Origin of the sequence: Enterobacter sichuanensis (genome assembly GCF_009036245.1) — a bacterium.
GTDB classification, from domain to species: domain Bacteria; phylum Pseudomonadota; class Gammaproteobacteria; order Enterobacterales; family Enterobacteriaceae; genus Enterobacter; species Enterobacter sichuanensis.
This window is the reverse complement of the sequence record NZ_CP027986.1, coordinates 183,569-200,665: the sequence shown is the minus strand read 5'-3', so window position 1 is coordinate 200,665 and position 17,097 is coordinate 183,569. Positions and strand designations below refer to the sequence as shown.

Below are 17,097 nucleotides of genomic sequence, written 5' to 3'. Positions count from 1 at the left end.
CTTCAAAACGTATTAATTAACGCGCTGAGTTAGCATGTCGCCAGCCGTACCGAAGTCATTAATAATGTTGTATTTGACTTCGCTTACCTTGCCGGTGCCGGCAGGCAATTCAATATTCAACGAACCTTTTGCTGGAACCATTCCCGCTTTTTCAATATCGCGGCCGTTGGCATAAAATTTATTAAAAGTGAGGTTAAAGGCAGAGGGGTTTTCAACTTTGATCTGGTTAGCCCCTGCGCTGGTAAACTGCAGTTTGCTCCAGCCGTCCATGCTGTTGCCTTTCAGGCCAGCCGGGCGATAAAAAAGTTTTAAGCGAGTACGCACGGCAATTTGCAGTACGTTTTTACCTTCGGCGTTTTCACTTTTGGCAGGAATCGCTTTCACGTTAATCCAGTAAACGGACTCACGATCCTGCGGTAACGTATTAGCGGCATTCACAATACGTAAAACGTTATTTTTCGTCGGGTTTAATTTAAATAAAGGTGGGGTGATGATAAACGGCGTTTTTTTATTACCGCTAACATCATCAATCCATGACTGAATAAGAAATTCATCCGTGGTGCTTTTGTTATTGACCGTCAGAGAAGCTTCCTTTCTGCTGCCGTCATAAATAACGCGCGTGCTGCTTAATGCCACGCCGCCTGCAAAACTGTTTTGTGTAATCAGCGCCAGCGCCAGTGCTGCGCAAGATATCAAACGTGAGCGGTTCATGCTTCTCTCCCTGAGACTCGCTGGAAAAAATGGCAACGGGGTTTCCGTTGCCATTGGTTTTTTAAGTAAAGGTAAAGCGCTTATTAGTTGTAGGTCAGGTTGAAATCAACTTCTGCGTTACCGTAACCGGTGGTAACGGCCGCTTTGGTCGCAACGTAGTTAGCGGTGTAGTACAGCACGGTCTGACCAGCAGACAGCGTGGTGGTGGATTTACCGGTGTTCATGTCAACAGCGGTGTTGCTGTTGTCATAGATACCGATACCCACGCCCGTTGCCGCGCCCGCTTCGGTGTTTACAGAAACCAGTTTCGCGTTGTCTGCGTCAGCCACGCCAGCGAAGCTCACGTCAACTTTGGTTTTAGAGGTGATGTCGCAATCTTCCAGTTTGATCTGGAATGGCTTGGAAACAGATTTGTCGCCAACAGCTTTGAAAACAGTTTTCTTAACCTGACCCAGCACAACTTCCTGGTTCTGAGAGTCAGTAGAAATTACGCATGGCGCGTCAACGATTTCACCGGTGAATTTAACGGTGCCATCGCCAGAGTTAGCAGCAAAAGCAGAAGAGGAAACGACAGCCAGAGCAGACAGTGCAAAAATAACCTTTTTCATTTAAAACTCCATTTATGACGGTAGATGACAGAATGCATCCTTAGGAATTACCTGCATTCTGTGAGGAAACGGAGTATATAGAGGGGGAATTGGACTTTAAAATTAGATAAAGTAAAGCGGGTTTTTAGCCAAAACTAAAATTAAGCAAATTCATTGTGATATAAGACTGTTCGTATAAATCTGGTCTTTTATTAGGAATAAACCCATATAAATTATATATTATTTTTATGAATTCTTAGATCACACAAATGAATCATCATCTTTATTTAACGTTTCTTTGGACATAATTAATTATGTATTTGTGCTAAATAAAAAAAGCGCCCGAGGAGCGCTACGCTTGCACAGGCCTACAAGGAACTGTGCAATGTACTGATATTGTTGTGAAATGTAGGCCGGGTAAGCGCAGTGTATGACCGGCTACATTATTAATGACATACCCTACGCATGCGCTTCGTTGAAGACTTCGCGCTGCGGCTGACGAATCGTGGTCGACAGCGCCAGGGAAATAATCAGCAAGGCGAAGATGACGCAGAAGGTCACGTAGAACCCACCGAACAGGGAAGCAATCAGCGAACCGCAGATACTGCCAATCCCGAAGCCCAGATAGATAACGCCGTAGTTTTTCGCCAGATTATTCAGGCCAAAGAACTCGCTCACCAGTGACGGGAAGACGGTAATGGTGCCGCCGAAGTTAAAGGCTACGCAGGCAATCGCCGCAAAGAAGGTCGCTTCGTTCAGCGGGGCAAACAGCAGAGCCGCCATACCGACCAGCGAAACCACCTGCCCAATCGTAATCACGCGGATACGGGCGATTTTGTCAGAGAGAATACCGAGCACCAGACGACCGGAGAGGTTGGCAATGGAGATCACGGTCACCGCATTGGCCGCCGTGGCCGCATCCAGTTTCACCATCCCCTGGGCGATATCTTTTGCGACACCGATAACATACAGGCCGCTCATGCAGGCCGTCAGGAACATCACCGCCAGCATCCAGTACTGGGGTTTACGCATGGACTGCGCGAGGGTGAAGTCGTTCTCCACCACGCCGTTCACGGACTTAACCTCCTGCTGCGGCGCATCTTTCATCAGCGTGGCGCCGAAGAGGATCATCACCAGAACGATTGCGCCCCAGATCATAAAGGTTTTTTCGAGACCAACGGACGCCAGCAGGTGGGCGTCGATAAATTTGAAGCCGAGGCTGCCCAGACCATAAGATCCGATGGCAAATGCGGAGATCAGGCCTTTACGTTCCGGGAACCACTTCACGCAGTTCGACAGCGTCAGCAGGTAACCTGCGCCATCGGCCAGCCCCACCAGCACCCCGGCGCTCAGCCACAGCATCATCAGGTTGCTGGAATGCGCCGTCAGGAAAAAGCCCAGGCCGAGCAGGAGCCCGGACGCCATGGTCACACGCTTCACGCCAAAACGCTCCTGCAGCTTGCCCGCCACGGAAGACGAAATTGCCAGCCCCAGGCTCAGCAGACCAAAGGAGAACGCGACCTGGCTAACCGGTGCGCCGAGTTTGTCGGAAAGGGCACTGTTAAACAGGCTCCAGGTATAGACCGAGCCCAGCGCAAACTGGGTGACGATGGTGCCAAAGAGCGTGAGCCAGCGCGTGCGGTTATAAGTTGATGTGTTCATGGCAGTTGTCCTGCAAGAGAAATTGAGGGAATTCACTGAGGACAACGATAAACAAAACCTTAATATGCCTGGGGTAAAACGGCATGAAGTGCAGGCGAAACGGAATGAAATGCCTGGAATCGGGAATGAATGGCCTGGCCCGGGAATAAAGCGATAGTATGTTAGTACCTGCTATCGCTGTAACCCCTGCGGTTATTGTGTTCAGGATGTTATCGTAACGTTTAAAAAAGTAACAACGCTAGAAATTTGCATTAACACCCAGAGTATACAAAAACTCCTCTCCGCTGGTGGTGTGTTCCCCCTGTGCAAGCGACGCATAGGCCGCAACGTGCGTGTTAAACGGCATATCCGTTCCCACGGTCACATCCATCCAGTTGCCGTTTTGTGCCGGAGAGGGTGTCTGCGGCATGCCAAACTGCGATTTCCACTGATTCTCACCAAACTGCTGGTTATAGCTAATCTGCGCCCAGGGACGGAGATCGCCGTAGCGGGTATTCACACGCCACCCCAGCGTGCTGACGCTGGCATGCCAGAGCGGGTCGCTGGACGTTTGCATCGTCGCACTATCACCAAACTCGTTAATCATCATGGGAGCCGTGCCGTCATAACGCCACGCCACCACCGGGCCGGTGTTGATGCCCGCTGAAACCGGAAAATTCCAGCCCACGCTCATCCCACCGTCCAGGGTGGTGCCAGACGGCACATTCAGGGCCAGACCAGGCGCATCTTGCGAAGACTGAATTCGCTCAGCGAGAATATCCTCATAACGCGGTTGGTGATCCGCGTCCCAGGTATAGCGTTCCGCCGTATTATTTTGTGCGTCTGAAACGATATATTCCTGTTGCCAGGCAGACGCTGTAGTACACAAAAACAGGCAGGCTGAAATCCCCACCAGGCCAGAAGCAGCATGGCGACCACTGATTTTTTTTATCATCTTCAACGCGACCCCAGAGAGAGCCGAATTCGGCGATATTTGTCGTTATACAGGAAGGGCTTATAGCCCTTGTATTAACTATTGTCTTTATAGTAAACACGTCAAGCCAGACAGCATGAAAATTTTGCCAAATCAGTATCAATAAGGGAGATGAGGGATGGAACGTTGCGGTTGGGTAAGCCAGGATCAGCTTTATATCGACTATCACGATCGGGAATGGGGCGTGCCGGAAAGGGATGGCAAAAAACTCTTCGAGATGATCTGCCTGGAGGGCCAGCAGGCGGGTTTGTCATGGATTACGGTACTGAAGAAACGCGAAAACTACCGCAACGCTTTTCACCAGTTCGATCCTGTCGCCGTCGCCGCCATGACCGATGACGACGTGGAACGCCTGGTGCTGGATGCCGGCATCATCCGCCATCGCGGTAAGATCCAGGCCATCATCGGTAACGCACGCGCTTACCTGGCGATGGAACAAAACGGTGAATCATTTTCAGCGTTTGTCTGGACGTTTGTGAATAACGAACCGCAAATCACGCAGGCCGCTACGCTCGCGGAAATCCCCGCCTCAACGCCGGCCTCGGATGCGCTCTCGAAAGCGCTAAAAAAACGCGGCTTTAAGTATGTCGGCTCCACCATCTGCTACGCCTTTATGCAGGCCTGTGGCCTGGTCAACGACCATGTTACCGGCTGCTTCTGTCATCCGGGAGGCCATCATGATCCGCAAATGGCAAAGTGAGAATACCGCGCCGCTTCTGAGCCTATGGCTTGAAAGCACCACAGAAGCGCATCCGTTTATTGAGGAGAGCTACTGGAAAGAAAATGAAGCCATGGTGCGGGACGTTTACCTGCCTTCGGCTGAAACCTGGGTCTGGGAACAGGATGGCGAACCTTGCGGATTTATCAGCGTGATGCAGTCGCAGTTTGTCGGCGCACTGTTTGTTGCCCCGGGGTATATCGGTAAAGGCATCGGGCGTGCGCTGCTGAACCACGTTCAACAGCGCTTCCCGCACTTAAGCCTGGAGGTGTATCAGAAAAATGTCCGGGCGGTGAATTTCTACCACGCGCAGGGCTTTCGTATTGAAGACAGCGCCTGGCAGGATGACACTCAACATCCGACCTGGATCATGAGCTGGCAGGCGGATCAAACGCCGTTAAGGTAAGCTCGGGTCCCTGATATTTCTCGACCCAGGCCAGCGCCGTGTTTCCTGCACAACCATTCCCCAGCTTCGAGCTGGGGAGATCTTTGGTCAGCACGTTAACCGCCCCGTTTTTACAGATCCCCCCTTCGGTGGGCTCCAGGTCAGGCCAGGCGCCCTGGTGAATACAGAAAACGCCCGGTTTAATCCCGTCGCTCACGACCGCTCCGGCCAGCACCTGTCCGCGATGGTTCCAGACGCGCACCACGTCACCGTCAACAATTCCGCGGGCATTTGCATCGAGGGTATTCAGCGTAATCGGCTCTCGCCCTGCAACCGCATACCGCTCACGCAGTGACGTGTAATTAAGCTGGCTGTGCAGACGATGCGCAGGATGGGCTGACAACACCTGCAGCTGCCCCGGCTGGGCGTTGCCGTGCCACTCGTCCGGCTCGAGCCACATAGGGTGCGGCGGGCAGTCGGCATAGCCAAAGCTGGCGATGCGCTCGCTGTAGATCACCATCTTTCCGCTCTCGGTTTTCAGCGGGTGCTTTTCCGGGTCGCGTCGGAAATCGGCGAAACGGACAAACTGCGCGTTCTGTTCACTCTCCGGCATCTCCACGATCTGGTTTGCTTCCCAGAATTCAGTAAAGGGCGGAAGCGTAACGCCCTGGGCGGCCCCGCGTTGAGCGGCAATCTGATAGAAGGTTTCCAGCCATTCGAGGTCAGTTTTCCCCTCGGTGAACCGCTCCCGACCACCCGCTTCCCACAACTCGCTCAGTTCAGCAAATACGTCAAAGTCATCACGCGCTTCATCACGTGGCGCCACCACGCGCTTCATCGGCACCATATGCTGGTTGCTGTAGTCACCGGTCATGGTGAGATCGTTACGCTCAAACGAGGTGGTCGCCGGCAGCACGATATCGGCGTGTTTGGCCGAGGCGGTCCAGAAGCACTCTGAGATCACCACCAGCTCCGGCTTCTGCCAGGCGCGGATCAGACGATGGGTATCCTGATGATGGGTGAAGTTCGCCCCACCCGCCCACCAGACGAATTTAATCTCCGGGAAATGGCGGTCCTGACCGTTGTGCTGATAAAAACCGCCCGGATTTTCCAGGGCTTCAACAATACGCGCCACCGGAATTTTATCCACGGCATCCACGCCCCCCTGCACCGAGCCCTGCATGGAAGCCAGCACGGCCGCTTTACGGGTGGGGTTACCGCCGTTCGCGAAGTGATAAGAGAGGCCAAAACCACCGCCCGGGGTACCGATCTGCCCGATCATCGCGGCGAGCGTCACCAGCATCCAGTGTTTTTGCTCGCCAAACTGCTGGCGCTGCATCCCCCAGCCGGACATCAGCATCGTGAGGTTTTGATGGAACAACGCCGCCAGTTCGCGGAGTTTATCCGCAGGAACGCCGCAAATGTCTGCCGCCCACTCTGCCGTTTTGGCCACGCCATCCGTTTTACCCGTCAGATAGTCGGCGAATTTATCGAAGCCGGTGGTACAACGCGTCAGGAATTCGACATCGTGCCAGCCGTTTTCGACCAGCGTATGGGCGATACCTAACATCATTGCCACGTCGGTGCCCATATGCGGGGCAATCCACTCGGCGCTGTCGCCAAAGAAGTCCATGGTTTCAGAACGCATCGGGTCAATACAGATGATGCGCTTGCCGCTTTTACGCAGCGCATCAAAATAGCCAATGCCCTGCTCGTCGCTGGCATTCCAGGCAATTTTCAGCGTGTTGAGGGGGTTAGCGCTCCAGAGCACCACCACGTCGGTGTGTTCCAGCACCAGCGGCCAGCTGGTCTGTTGCTGATAAACCTCATTGCCCCCCACCACATACGGCATAATCGCCTGCGCCGCGCCGGTGGAATAATCCCCGAGATGGCCGGTGTAGCCTCCCGCCAGGCTCATATAACGCTGCAGCAGCGTCGAGGCCTTATGCAGCACGCCGTTTGAACGCCAGCCGTAAGAGCCGGCAAAAACAGAGGCAGGGCCGTAGCTCTCGCGGATCCGCTTGTGCTGCGTGTGGATCAGCGCCAGCGCGTCATCCCAGCTCACGCGAACAAATTCGTCCTGACCCCGAATGCCCTGTGGCTTGTCCGGCGAAGCCAGAAATCCTTTACGCACCATCGGCCAGCGCACGCGCGTTTTGCTGTGCACCTGATCGCGAACGACGGTCTGTAAAGAGTTGGGATGTTGGGTTGGCAATGCCCCGCGAGACGACAGGACATTCTCGCCATCGGTTTCGACCAGCATCGGCCCCCAGTGGGCGGCGGTCAGAATGGTTTTCGTTGAGGTGCTCAAGCGTGCGCTCCTGGTTGCGTGCAGGTTTACGGCCTTCTTATTGAGGCAGTTTATGGTTTGTCACAAATTTCAGAGTTATCCCCGGAATTTTCTCCGTATCCGGACGTCATAATCAACTGTCACGCTCGCCGTGGCAAAGAATAAAAAGGATTAAGGAAAGAAGATGAAAAAACGCGTACTCGTTATTGCCGCTCTGGTGAGCGGTGCACTGGCTGTTTCTGGCTGCACAACCAACCCTTACACCGGCGAACGCGAAGCGGGTAAATCCGGTATCGGCGCGGGTATCGGCTCGCTGGTAGGCGCAGGCGTTGGGGCACTCTCCTCCTCCAAGAAAGACCGTGGCAAAGGCGCGCTGATTGGCGCAGCAGCGGGCGCGGCGCTGGGCGGCGGCGTCGGTTATTACATGGACGTACAGGAAGCGAAACTGCGCGACAAAATGAAGGGAACCGGCGTGAGCGTCACCCGCAGCGGGGATAACATCATCCTGAACATGCCAAACAACGTGACCTTCGACAGCAACAGCGCCACGCTGAAACCTGCGGGTGCTAACACCCTGACCGGCGTGGCGATGGTGCTGAAAGAGTACAACAAAACCGCCGTGAACGTGATTGGCTACACCGACAGCACCGGCAGCAAGGATCTGAACATGCGTCTGTCCCAGCAGCGCGCCGATTCCGTGGCCAGCTCGCTGATTACCCAGGGTGTTGAAGCAAACCGCATCCGCACCAGCGGCATGGGCCCAGCTAACCCTATCGCCAGCAACAGCACGGCGGAAGGCAAAGCACAGAACCGCCGCGTTGAGATTACGTTAAGCCCAATTCAGTAGGTAAAAGCAAAACGGCAACCCCGTTGCCGTTTTTAGTGTTTGCGCCCTCTCCCGTGGGAGAGGGTTGGGGTGAGGGCATCAGGCCGTAACCTCCGGTAAGCGCAGCGCCACCGGGCAAATTACTTGATTCGTCCGATTTTCCCGCTAAGGTATTCTCACTAAATTCAGGGAAATCAGTGATGAGCAAACCAGTCCGGGCCACCATCAGCGACGTGGCGAAAGCCGCCAGAACCGGTAAAACCAGTATTTCGCGCTATCTCAACGGCGAGAAACACCTGTTGTCTGATGCCCTGCTGGCGCGAATTGAACAGGCGATTGCCGATCTCGACTATCGTCCCAGCCTGATGGCGCGCGGACTCAAACGCGGCCGCACTCGCCTCATCGGTCTTATCATCGCCGATATCACCAATCCCTATTCCGTTAACGTGCTCAGCGGTATCGAAGCGGCCTGTCGCGAGAAGGGCTTCACGCCGCTGGTCTGTAATACCAACAATGAAGTCGACCAGGAACTGCACTATCTCGATCTGCTGCGCAGCTATCAGGTGGAAGGGATTGTGGTTAACGCGGTGGGCATGCGGGAAGAAGGATTAAATCGCCTGCAGCAGTCCTCCCTGCCCATGGTCCTCATCGACCGTAAAATTCCCGAATTTGCCTGTGATGTGGTCGGGCTGGATAACACCCAGGCAGCCACGACCGCCACCGAACATCTGATTGAACAGGGTTTCGAGGCCATTCTGTTTCTGAGCGAACCGCTGGGCATGGTTAACACCCGTCGTGAACGCCTGGGCGCATTTCGCGCCACGCTGGAGCGTTATCCGGGTGTGATCGCCGAAAATGCCGAAACGCCGCTTCACGAAGCCGACCAGCTCGACAACACCCTGCGCCAGTTCCACACCCGCCATCGCGGGATGCGCAAAGCCGTGATCTCCGCCAACGGGGCGCTGACGCTTCAGGTCGCCCGTTCGCTCAAGCGCATTGGCCTGCACTGGGGCAGCGACATTGGTCTGCTGGGGTTTGATGAACTGGAGTGGGCGGAGCTGGCCGGTGTCGGTATCACCACCCTCAAACAACCCACCTGGCAAATTGGCTATGCTGCTGTAGAACAAGTGGTTCGTCGTATCGAAGGTATCAGCGATGCCGTACGCGAGCAGGTGTTTTCCGGTGAACTGATTGTTCGCGGCTCCACCGCGCGTTAATTTCCCCTTGTGATGTCGATCATAAATTCAACATCCTGACCTTTTCTTTGGAACCGGTTCCATCTAGCGTAATAGTATTGATATGTTGCGATGGAGTCCGACGATGGACAGGAAAATAATGGTGGTCACCGCCGCGTACGGCGCGGAACAGGTGCGACAGGCGGGCGGTCAGCGGGCGATGCTTCCCGTTATTGCTGGCGCGGGCGCAGACGGCGTGGAGATCCGCCGGGAACTGTTCAACAGCGAAGAGCTGCTGGCGCTGCCTGCGCTGGGGGAATCCATTGAACTGCTGGGCCTGCTGGCGTGCTACTCCGCACCCGCCGCCCTGTTTATGCCCGACGGCACGCTAAACCCGGATCTGCCCCGCTATCTTTCAGAGGCCAATACCCTGAACGCGCTGTGGCTCAAGGTTTCCCTCGGCCATTTCAGCGACACGCACGCTCTCGACGCCCTGCGTGCGCTGCTGAACACAAGCGGCATGGCGCTGGTCGTGGAAAACGATCAGACCGACTGCGGCCAGCTGGCGCCTATGCAACGTTTCCAGGCCGCCTGTCGGGATATGGCGCTCCCCGTCACCCTGACCTTCGACATGGGTAACTGGCTGTGGGTCGGCGATTCGCCCGAAGAAGCAGCCCGCCACCTGGCCCCTGCCGTGAGCTATATCCACGTGAAAGCCGCCGTGCCGCATAAGGATAACTTCCGCGCTGTCGCACCGGACCACGCCGATGCGCGCTGGCTGGATCTGCTCAGCCAGCTGCCCGCCGATGCCCCGCGCGGTATCGAGTTCCCGCTGGAAGGGACGGATTTAACCGCCGTGACCCGCCATTACGTCAACCTGCTACGCGAGGAGTAAACCATGCACAAGACGCTGGATGTCATCACCATCGGCGAGGCCATGGCGATGTTTGTCGCCACCGAAACAGGCGAACTGAGCGCGGTGGAGCGCTTTATGAAACGCGTGGCAGGCGCAGAACTGAACGTTGCGACCGGGCTGGCGCGTCTCGGCCTGAACGTCGGCTGGGTCAGCCGTGTGGGGGATGACAGCTTTGGCCATTTCGTTCTCGACTCACTGAAAAAAGAGGGTATTGATGCCGCAGGCGTCACCCTCGACGGACGCTTCCCCACCGGTTTTCAGCTTAAATCTAAGGTCGAAAATGGAACCGATCCCATCGTGGAATATTTCCGTAAAGGATCGGCCGCAAGCCATCTCTCCGTGGCGGATTACCACGCCGACTATTTTGCTGGCGCACGTCACCTGCACCTGAGCGGCGTCGCCGCGGCACTTTCTGCCAGCTCGTATGAACTGCTCGATCATGCCGCGACCACCATGAAGGCCCAGGGGAAGACCATCTCATTCGATCCCAACCTGCGCCCGGTGCTGTGGAAAAGCGAGGCAGAAATGGTTGAGAAGCTCAACCGTCTGGCGTTCCGGGCGGACTGGGTTCTGCCGGGCCTGAAAGAAGGAATGATCCTGACCGGCGAAAGTACGCCGGAAGGCATTGCCGACTTCTACCTTAATAAGGGGGTAAAAGCGGTGGTGCTGAAAACCGGTGCCGATGGCGCATGGTTTAAAACCGCCGAGGGTGAACAAGGCGCGGTCGCTGCGGTGAAGGTTGAGAACGTCGTCGATACCGTCGGCGCGGGCGATGGTTTTGCCGTGGGCGTCATTAGCGCCCTGCTGGAAGGCAAAACGCTGCAGCAGGCTGTCGCGCGGGGCAACAAAATTGGCTCGCTGGCCATTCAGGTACAGGGCGATAGCGAAGGATTACCAACACGAGCACAGCTCGGCGCTTAAATTCCCTCTCCCTGTGGGAGAGGGCCAGGGTGAGGGCAGCAAGCCGCACCAGATAATTAAACCACCGTGTACCCTACAGACAACGGCGGTAACCACCTCAACAACAGAGGCAAGCCTATGAACAGTTCGACCAATGCAGTAAAACGCTGGTGGTACATCATGCCAATCGTGTTCATCACGTACAGCCTGGCGTACCTTGATCGTGCCAACTTCAGTTTCGCGTCCGCGGCAGGGATCACCGAAGACCTGGGGATCACCAAAGGGATCTCCTCCCTGCTGGGCGCCCTTTTCTTCCTCGGCTACTTCTTCTTCCAGATCCCTGGCGCGATCTATGCGGAACGCCGCAGCGTGCGCAAGCTGATCTTCATCTGTCTGATCCTGTGGGGCGCCTGCGCGTCTCTCACCGGCATGGTGAACAATATTCCTGCCCTGGCCGCTATTCGCTTTATCCTCGGCGTGGTTGAAGCGGCGGTGATGCCGGCGATGCTGATCTACATCAGCAACTGGTTTACCAAATCCGAACGTTCACGCGCCAATACCTTCCTGATCCTCGGTAACCCGGTCACGGTGCTGTGGATGTCGGTCGTCTCCGGCTACCTCATCCAGTCCTTCGGCTGGCGCGAGATGTTTATCATCGAAGGGGTACCGGCGATTATCTGGGCCTTCTGCTGGTGGGTGCTGGTGAAAGATAAACCAGCCCAGGCGAAATGGCTCTCCGAAGATGAGAAAACGGCGCTGCAGGCACAGCTGGATAAAGAGCAGCAAGGACTGAAGGCGGTGCGTAACTATGGCGAAGCCTTCCGCTCCCGCAACGTGATCCTGCTGTGCGCACAGTATTTTACCTGGAGTATTGGGGTGTACGGCTTTGTGCTGTGGCTGCCGTCCATTATCCGCAGCGGCGGTGAAAACCTCGGTATGGTCGAGGTAGGCTGGCTGTCATCCGTGCCGTATCTGGCGGCGACGATCGCGATGATTATTGTCTCCTGGGCATCGGACAAGCTGCAAAACCGTAAGCTGTTTGTCTGGCCGCTGCTGCTGATCGCTGCCTTTGCCTTCATTGGCTCCTGGGCCGTGGGCGCAAACCACTTCTGGGTCTCTTATACGCTGCTGGTGATTGCCGGTGCAGCCATGTACGCCCCGTATGGCCCGTTCTTTGCCATCATCCCGGAGATGCTGCCACGTAACGTCGCAGGTGGCGCGATGGCGCTGATCAACAGTATGGGTGCGCTGGGCTCGTTCTGCGGCTCCTGGTTCGTCGGTTACCTGAACGGTGCCACCGGCAGCCCGGCTGCATCGTACATCTTTATGGGGGTGGCGCTTTTCGCCTCCGTATGGCTTACTCTGATTGTTAAGCCTGCTAATAATCAACAACACCCTGTCGGCGCTCGCCACGCCTGAAACCTTAAAACACAACGGAGATTAGCATGAAGCCGTCCGTCATTTTGTATAAAGCCCTGCCGGAAGATCTGCAGAAGCGCCTTGAAGAGCACTTCACCGTCACGCAGGTGAAGAACCTGAGCCCGGAGACCGTGGCACAGCACGCCGAGGCGTTCGCCCGCGCTGAAGGCCTGCTGGGTTCAAGCGAAAAAGTGGATGTCGCCCTGCTGGAGAAAATGCCGAAGCTTCGTGCTACCTCAACCGTGTCCGTGGGTTACGATAACTTCGACGTGGAGGCCCTTAATGCCCGCAGGATCCTGCTGATGCATACACCGCATGCCCTGACGGAAACTGTGGCCGACACGCTAATGGCGCTGATGCTCACGACGGCCCGTCGCGTGGTGGAAGTGGCAGAGCGCGTCAAAGCGGGCGAGTGGACAAAAAGCATAGGTCCGGACTGGTTCGGCGTGGATGTGCACGGCAAAACGCTGGGTATTGTGGGCATGGGGCGTATCGGACTGGCACTGGCGCAGCGCGCGCATTTTGGGTTTAACATGCCGATTCTGTACAACGCGCGTCGCCACCACAGTGAAGCTGAAGAACGTTTTAACGCCCGCTACTGCGAGCTGGATACGCTGCTGCAGGAAGCGGATTTTGTCTGCCTGGTCCTGCCGCTGACAGACGAAACCCGTCATCTGATTGGCAAAGCGGCGTTCGAAAAGATGAAGAAGTCAGCCATTTTCATCAACGCGGGTCGCGGCCCGGTAGTGGATGAGAAGGCGCTGATTGAAGCCCTGCAAAACGGTGAGATCCATGCCGCCGGTCTGGACGTGTTTGAGCAGGAGCCGCTGCCGGTGGATTCCCCACTGCTGACGCTACCCAACGTGGTCGCCCTGCCCCACATCGGCTCCGCCACCCATGAGACGCGCTACAACATGGCGGCCACGGCAGTAGATAATCTTATCGCTGCCCTCAGTGGCAGAGTGGAGATGAACTGCGTGAATCCGCAGGTACAACGGTAGAAACGAAAAAACCCGCCAGAAGGCGGGTTTTTAAATTCTTTGCTACTGGGTTGGAAGCTTACAGGCTTACAACGTTACCAGCTGCTGGGCCTTTAGCGCCGCTTTCGATGGTGAAGGACACTTTCTGACCTTCGTCCAGAGATTTGTAGCCATCGTTCTGGATAGCAGAGAAGTGTACGAACACGTCTTTAGAGCCATCGTCAGGAGTGATGAAGCCGAAACCTTTATCAGCGTTGAACCATTTTACCAGACCAGTCATTTTAGCAGACATAGAATTACCTTAATTAACAAATATATTGTGCCTTCCGGCTTGATGGATTGCGTTACAGATTTTTAAGCGATGAAGGAAGGGTCACTACGAAGGGTATCTATGGATAACAATCTGGACTGCTTTACTAAACTGCTTTAGGTCTGTGTAACAAACCGACGCGAACAGTTATACCGATGTGGGGGAGGAATGACAAGCGTTATTTTCGGAATGCATAAAAAAACCCCGCCGGAAGCGGGGTTTTTTCAGTTTATTCTGTGGCCGCGACGGCTGCGCTCCAGGCCTGGCTAAAGGCCTGATGCTGGGAGGCCAGCGGTCCAATCAGCGTATTGTACTGACTTGCCTGCTGCGAGGTCGGGAACTGAATGCCATTGGCGACAAAGCTTACCTGAGTCTCCTGCTGGGCGATAAAGTCACCAACCTGAACCAGCTGCTGCGTGAAAATTTGCGCGGCCGGAATCAGCGGTTGCAGCGCTTCAGACGGTTTGGTCACCACTTTCTCATACACTTTGTCGAAGACAGGTTTGAGATCGTCGCCCTGCTTCAGCGCAGAACGTGACGCATCAGCCTGCATTTTCGCATTCTGCAGCTGTTGGCTCAGCACGCCAAGCGCACCGTTGGACTGACGTAACGGTTCGCGCTGCGTCATATAATCCTGTGGAACGCGGATGGCGTTCACGCTATCCACCACGGGACGGATCCCGGAATCCATCGCCTGACTCACCTGCTGTGAATAACCATAAAGAATGGCGTAATCGGACACGAAGGGGCCAAACTGTTTTTTCTGATCCGCAGTCAGCGTCGGTAACCGCTCGCCGCTGCGCATCACTGTATTCTGCAGAAAATCGATAAACGCTTTGCGCTGATCGCCTTCTTTATCAAAACACCCACTCAGGCTAACAACCATCAACAACGCCGCAATAGGCGCAAACCAGCGAGAGCAGGACTTTCCTGTCGCCATTTTATTACTCCTTTCACCCAAAAAAGCGCACACCGGCACACGCGTGCCCAACGCTGACAAGGATAGTCCAGGTCAGCCTTGCAAGATACTCTTTTCATGCAAAACGGCTATTGCCAATTTATTTCTTACCATTTACAAAAAAATACCTGGCGAGGCCGATATATGACTAATCAGGTAATTAGCATAAATATCCATAACGCTGAATCGGGTACAGCATTCGTTACCGCACGATTAATCACAGCCGTGACGATCCTGGGTCTGGATTAGGGACTATTCTTAATTGGCTCTCTGATGTTCTTGATCACGATGTGAGATTTAAGAGGAGTCCTCAATGGAATATAAAGATCCTGAGTTTGAGCTGCTGAGCAGTCTGGAACAGATCATTTTTAAAGATGTACCGCAGACGATTACCCTGCAACAAAAATCCAATCCCTTTACAGAATATGAGCAATTGCGCAAAGGGACAGGACTGAAAACCGAAGAATTCGCCAGAGCGATGGGTGTCAGCGTGGCTATGGTGCAGGAGTGGGAGTCGAAACGTGAGAAACCCACCCCAACCGAGTTAAAGCTGATGCGCCTGATTCAGGCCAACCCTGCACTCAGCAAACAGATAGCGTAGTGACGTTTGAATGCCCCCGCCTTTGCGGGGGCTTGTGTTTTAAAGGCTTTCACAACGCCATCCCGCCTGTTCCCACACCCATTCATGCGTTAACGTTAAGCCTCTTAAAAAAGCCTCATCGTGTGATACCACCAGCAGTGCCCCGGGGAAACCGGCCAGCGCCGCTTCAATCGCCTGTACCGAAGCCAGATCAAGATGATTGGTTGGTTCATCCAGCAGCAGAAGCTGCGTGGCTTCAGCGCGCCAAAGCACGCAGGCGAGCGCAGCCTTAAGACGCTCGCCACCGCTGAGTTCCGCCAGCGGGAGCGTGACTTTGTCGGCACCCAGCTGCAGCTGCGCTAAACGGGTTCGCAATACCCCCTCTTCCAGAGGCGTATGACTCAAATTGAGATGCGTCATGACCGATTGTGAAAGATCGAGCTGTGACAAATGCTGATCGAGATAGGCGCAGCTGACAGAAACCTTACAGGCACCTGAACGTGGGGCGATCTCACCGAGGATAGTTCTTAACAGCGTTGATTTTCCGCAGCCGTTTGGCCCCTTTAACGCCACGCGCATCGGTCCGTCCATGCGCAAGGTGATGGGTGCAACGGGCACATGCGGCAATACCAGATCCTCCAGCACCAGCACCTGTTTGCCTTCCGGGATCTGACTTCCCGGCAGGGTAAACATCACCGGGTTATCTTCTTCAACCCTTTCACGCGCCTTATTAACCGCGGCATTCAGCGCCTCGTTTTGCTCGCTGTGCTGCTTCTTCCAGCTGCCAATTCGTTCCTTTGCCGCGCCTTTGTATTTGACCCGCTCAAACGAGGCGATATTCAGGGTATCAACGGTGCGTAACGTCTTTGCCGACCGCCGCTGGCTGTCGTCATGCTCTTTCTGCATGCGCGCCCGGGTACGTTTGCGCTCGGTTGCTGCATGCTCCAGCGCCGCACGGGCAGCCTGCTGTTCGGTATCCCGCTGATGGGTATAGTCCGCATAATTCCCGCCGTAGCTGCGCAGGCCCGAGGCGCTCAGTTCCAGAATACGCGGTACCTGCTCCAGAAGTTCTCGGTCATGGGAGGCCACCAGCACACCGCCCTGAAACCGTCTAAGCTGGTCGTAAAACCATGCCCGGCTTTGTCGATCCAGATGGTTAGTGGGTTCGTCCAGCAGAAGAAAGTCCGCGTCCGCCGTAAATGCCCCGCACAGCAGGGCGCGAATGCGCTCGCCGCCGCTGAGTTCACCGGCGGGCTTATCCGGATCAAACGCGGGCAGTTGCGCATGGATAAATGCCTCGCTCAGACGCTCGGCTAAATCCCAGTGGCCGTCGAGTATGTCCAGATCGCCAGGCTGGTAATCGCCGCTATCAATACGCTTACGTGCCGCGAAAATCGCCTCATAACCCAGCAGTTCTGCCAGTGTCGTCTGTGCAGAAATTGCATGCTGCTGCGCCACATAGAAGTGCGAGCCAAAGCGTTCAATGTGACCGCTGGCTGGTTCATCCCGCCCCGCCAGCATGCGCAGCAGACGCGTTTTCCCGCTACCGTTGCGACCAACCAGCGCGCACAGGGAGGGCTCCAGCGTGAGATTCAGCGGACCAAAAAGGATATCGCCCGTCGCAAACTGACAGGTGACCTGATGCAAAATAAAAGAGGGGGACTGCGCAAAATGAGCCATAAGCACTCCTGAATGAAATCAAAACAT

At 55.3% G+C, this 17,097-nt stretch carries 17 protein-coding genes; 9 read left to right on the top strand and 8 right to left on the bottom strand.

Annotated features, from left to right (window positions below; translation table 11 throughout):
• Positions 1–12: 12 nt before the first annotated feature.
• The 4 genes from lpfB to C1N69_RS00925 form a co-directional block, all read right to left on the bottom strand.
• Positions 13–711 carry a long polar fimbrial biogenesis chaperone LpfB gene (gene lpfB / locus C1N69_RS00940; protein ID WP_059386726.1) on the bottom strand — a complete coding sequence of 233 codons (699 nt, stop codon included), beginning with the start codon at positions 709–711 and terminating at the stop codon, positions 13–15.
• An 83-nt stretch (positions 712–794) separates the two neighbouring features.
• On the bottom strand, positions 795–1,319 hold the full coding sequence (gene lpfA, locus C1N69_RS00935; protein ID WP_059386727.1) for a long polar fimbrial major subunit LpfA: 525 nt from the start codon (positions 1,317–1,319) through the stop codon (positions 795–797).
• 438 nt (positions 1,320–1,757) lie between these two features.
• A complete protein-coding gene (locus C1N69_RS00930) occupies positions 1,758–2,960 on the bottom strand; it encodes an L-lactate MFS transporter (protein ID WP_059386728.1) in 1,203 nt (400 codons plus the stop codon).
• A 238-nt stretch (positions 2,961–3,198) separates the two neighbouring features.
• Entirely contained in the window at positions 3,199–3,894 is a 696-nt protein-coding gene (locus tag C1N69_RS00925) for an autotransporter domain-containing protein (protein WP_095452092.1), read from the bottom strand.
• A gap of 157 nt (positions 3,895–4,051) precedes the next feature.
• Between C1N69_RS00925 and tag the strand changes: the two genes are divergently transcribed.
• Both tag and C1N69_RS00915 read left to right on the top strand, forming a co-directional pair.
• On the top strand, positions 4,052–4,633 hold the full coding sequence (tag, locus tag C1N69_RS00920; RefSeq protein ID WP_155030535.1) for a DNA-3-methyladenine glycosylase I: 582 nt from the start codon (positions 4,052–4,054) through the stop codon (positions 4,631–4,633).
• The gene (locus C1N69_RS00915) at positions 4,611–5,057 is read left to right on the top strand and encodes an N-acetyltransferase (RefSeq protein ID WP_104557113.1); all 447 of its coding nucleotides are present in this window, start codon (positions 4,611–4,613) and stop codon (positions 5,055–5,057) included. The genes tag and C1N69_RS00915 overlap by 23 nt, the downstream gene beginning before the upstream one ends.
• On the opposite strand, the gene C1N69_RS00910 is transcribed toward C1N69_RS00915, so the two are convergent.
• Complete coding sequence (locus C1N69_RS00910) at positions 5,020–7,299, bottom strand: molybdopterin guanine dinucleotide-containing S/N-oxide reductase (RefSeq protein ID WP_244956333.1); 2,280 nt, start codon at positions 7,297–7,299, stop codon at positions 5,020–5,022. The genes C1N69_RS00915 and C1N69_RS00910 overlap by 38 nt on opposite strands.
• 211 nt (positions 7,300–7,510) lie before the next feature.
• Between C1N69_RS00910 and C1N69_RS00905 the strand changes: the two genes are divergently transcribed.
• The 6 genes from C1N69_RS00905 (at position 7,511) to ghrB (ending at position 13,563) form a co-directional block, all read left to right on the top strand.
• Positions 7,511–8,173, top strand: coding sequence for an OmpA family lipoprotein (locus C1N69_RS00905; RefSeq protein WP_021242473.1), 663 nt, complete (start codon positions 7,511–7,513; stop codon positions 8,171–8,173).
• A gap of 179 nt (positions 8,174–8,352) precedes the next feature.
• A complete protein-coding gene (locus C1N69_RS00900; protein WP_155030533.1) occupies positions 8,353–9,369 on the top strand; it encodes a LacI family DNA-binding transcriptional regulator in 1,017 nt (338 codons plus the stop codon).
• A 103-nt stretch (positions 9,370–9,472) separates the two neighbouring features.
• Positions 9,473–10,222 carry a sugar phosphate isomerase/epimerase family protein gene (locus C1N69_RS00895; RefSeq protein ID WP_025759178.1) on the top strand — a complete coding sequence of 250 codons (750 nt, stop codon included), beginning with the start codon at positions 9,473–9,475 and terminating at the stop codon, positions 10,220–10,222.
• Positions 10,223–10,225: 3 nt separating this feature from the next.
• Positions 10,226–11,164, top strand: coding sequence for a sugar kinase (locus C1N69_RS00890; protein ID WP_155030532.1), 939 nt, complete (start codon positions 10,226–10,228; stop codon positions 11,162–11,164).
• 117 nt (positions 11,165–11,281) lie between these two features.
• The gene (locus C1N69_RS00885; protein ID WP_155030531.1) at positions 11,282–12,562 is read left to right on the top strand and encodes an MFS transporter; all 1,281 of its coding nucleotides are present in this window, start codon (positions 11,282–11,284) and stop codon (positions 12,560–12,562) included.
• Positions 12,563–12,588: 26 nt separating this feature from the next.
• The gene (gene ghrB / locus C1N69_RS00880) at positions 12,589–13,563 is read left to right on the top strand and encodes a glyoxylate/hydroxypyruvate reductase GhrB (RefSeq protein ID WP_095452088.1); all 975 of its coding nucleotides are present in this window, start codon (positions 12,589–12,591) and stop codon (positions 13,561–13,563) included.
• A gap of 58 nt (positions 13,564–13,621) precedes the next feature.
• Here the strand turns inward: ghrB and cspE are convergent, their stop codons facing one another.
• Complete coding sequence (gene cspE, locus C1N69_RS00875; protein WP_003860775.1) at positions 13,622–13,834, bottom strand: transcription antiterminator/RNA stability regulator CspE; 213 nt, start codon at positions 13,832–13,834, stop codon at positions 13,622–13,624.
• A gap of 247 nt (positions 13,835–14,081) precedes the next feature.
• Positions 14,082–14,792 carry a DUF3053 domain-containing protein gene (locus C1N69_RS00870; protein WP_025759171.1) on the bottom strand — a complete coding sequence of 237 codons (711 nt, stop codon included), beginning with the start codon at positions 14,790–14,792 and terminating at the stop codon, positions 14,082–14,084.
• Between the two features lie 331 nt (positions 14,793–15,123).
• Between C1N69_RS00870 and C1N69_RS00865 the strand changes: the two genes are divergently transcribed.
• Positions 15,124–15,411 carry an HTH-type transcriptional regulator gene (locus C1N69_RS00865; protein ID WP_025759170.1) on the top strand — a complete coding sequence of 96 codons (288 nt, stop codon included), beginning with the start codon at positions 15,124–15,126 and terminating at the stop codon, positions 15,409–15,411.
• 39 nt (positions 15,412–15,450) lie between these two features.
• Here C1N69_RS00865 and C1N69_RS00860 read toward each other — a convergent pair whose 3' ends face one another.
• Positions 15,451–17,070 (bottom strand): ABC-F family ATP-binding cassette domain-containing protein, encoded by a 1,620-nt coding sequence (locus C1N69_RS00860; RefSeq protein ID WP_155030530.1) that lies wholly within the window; start codon positions 17,068–17,070, stop codon positions 15,451–15,453.
• Between the last annotated feature and the right edge of the window lie 27 nt (positions 17,071–17,097).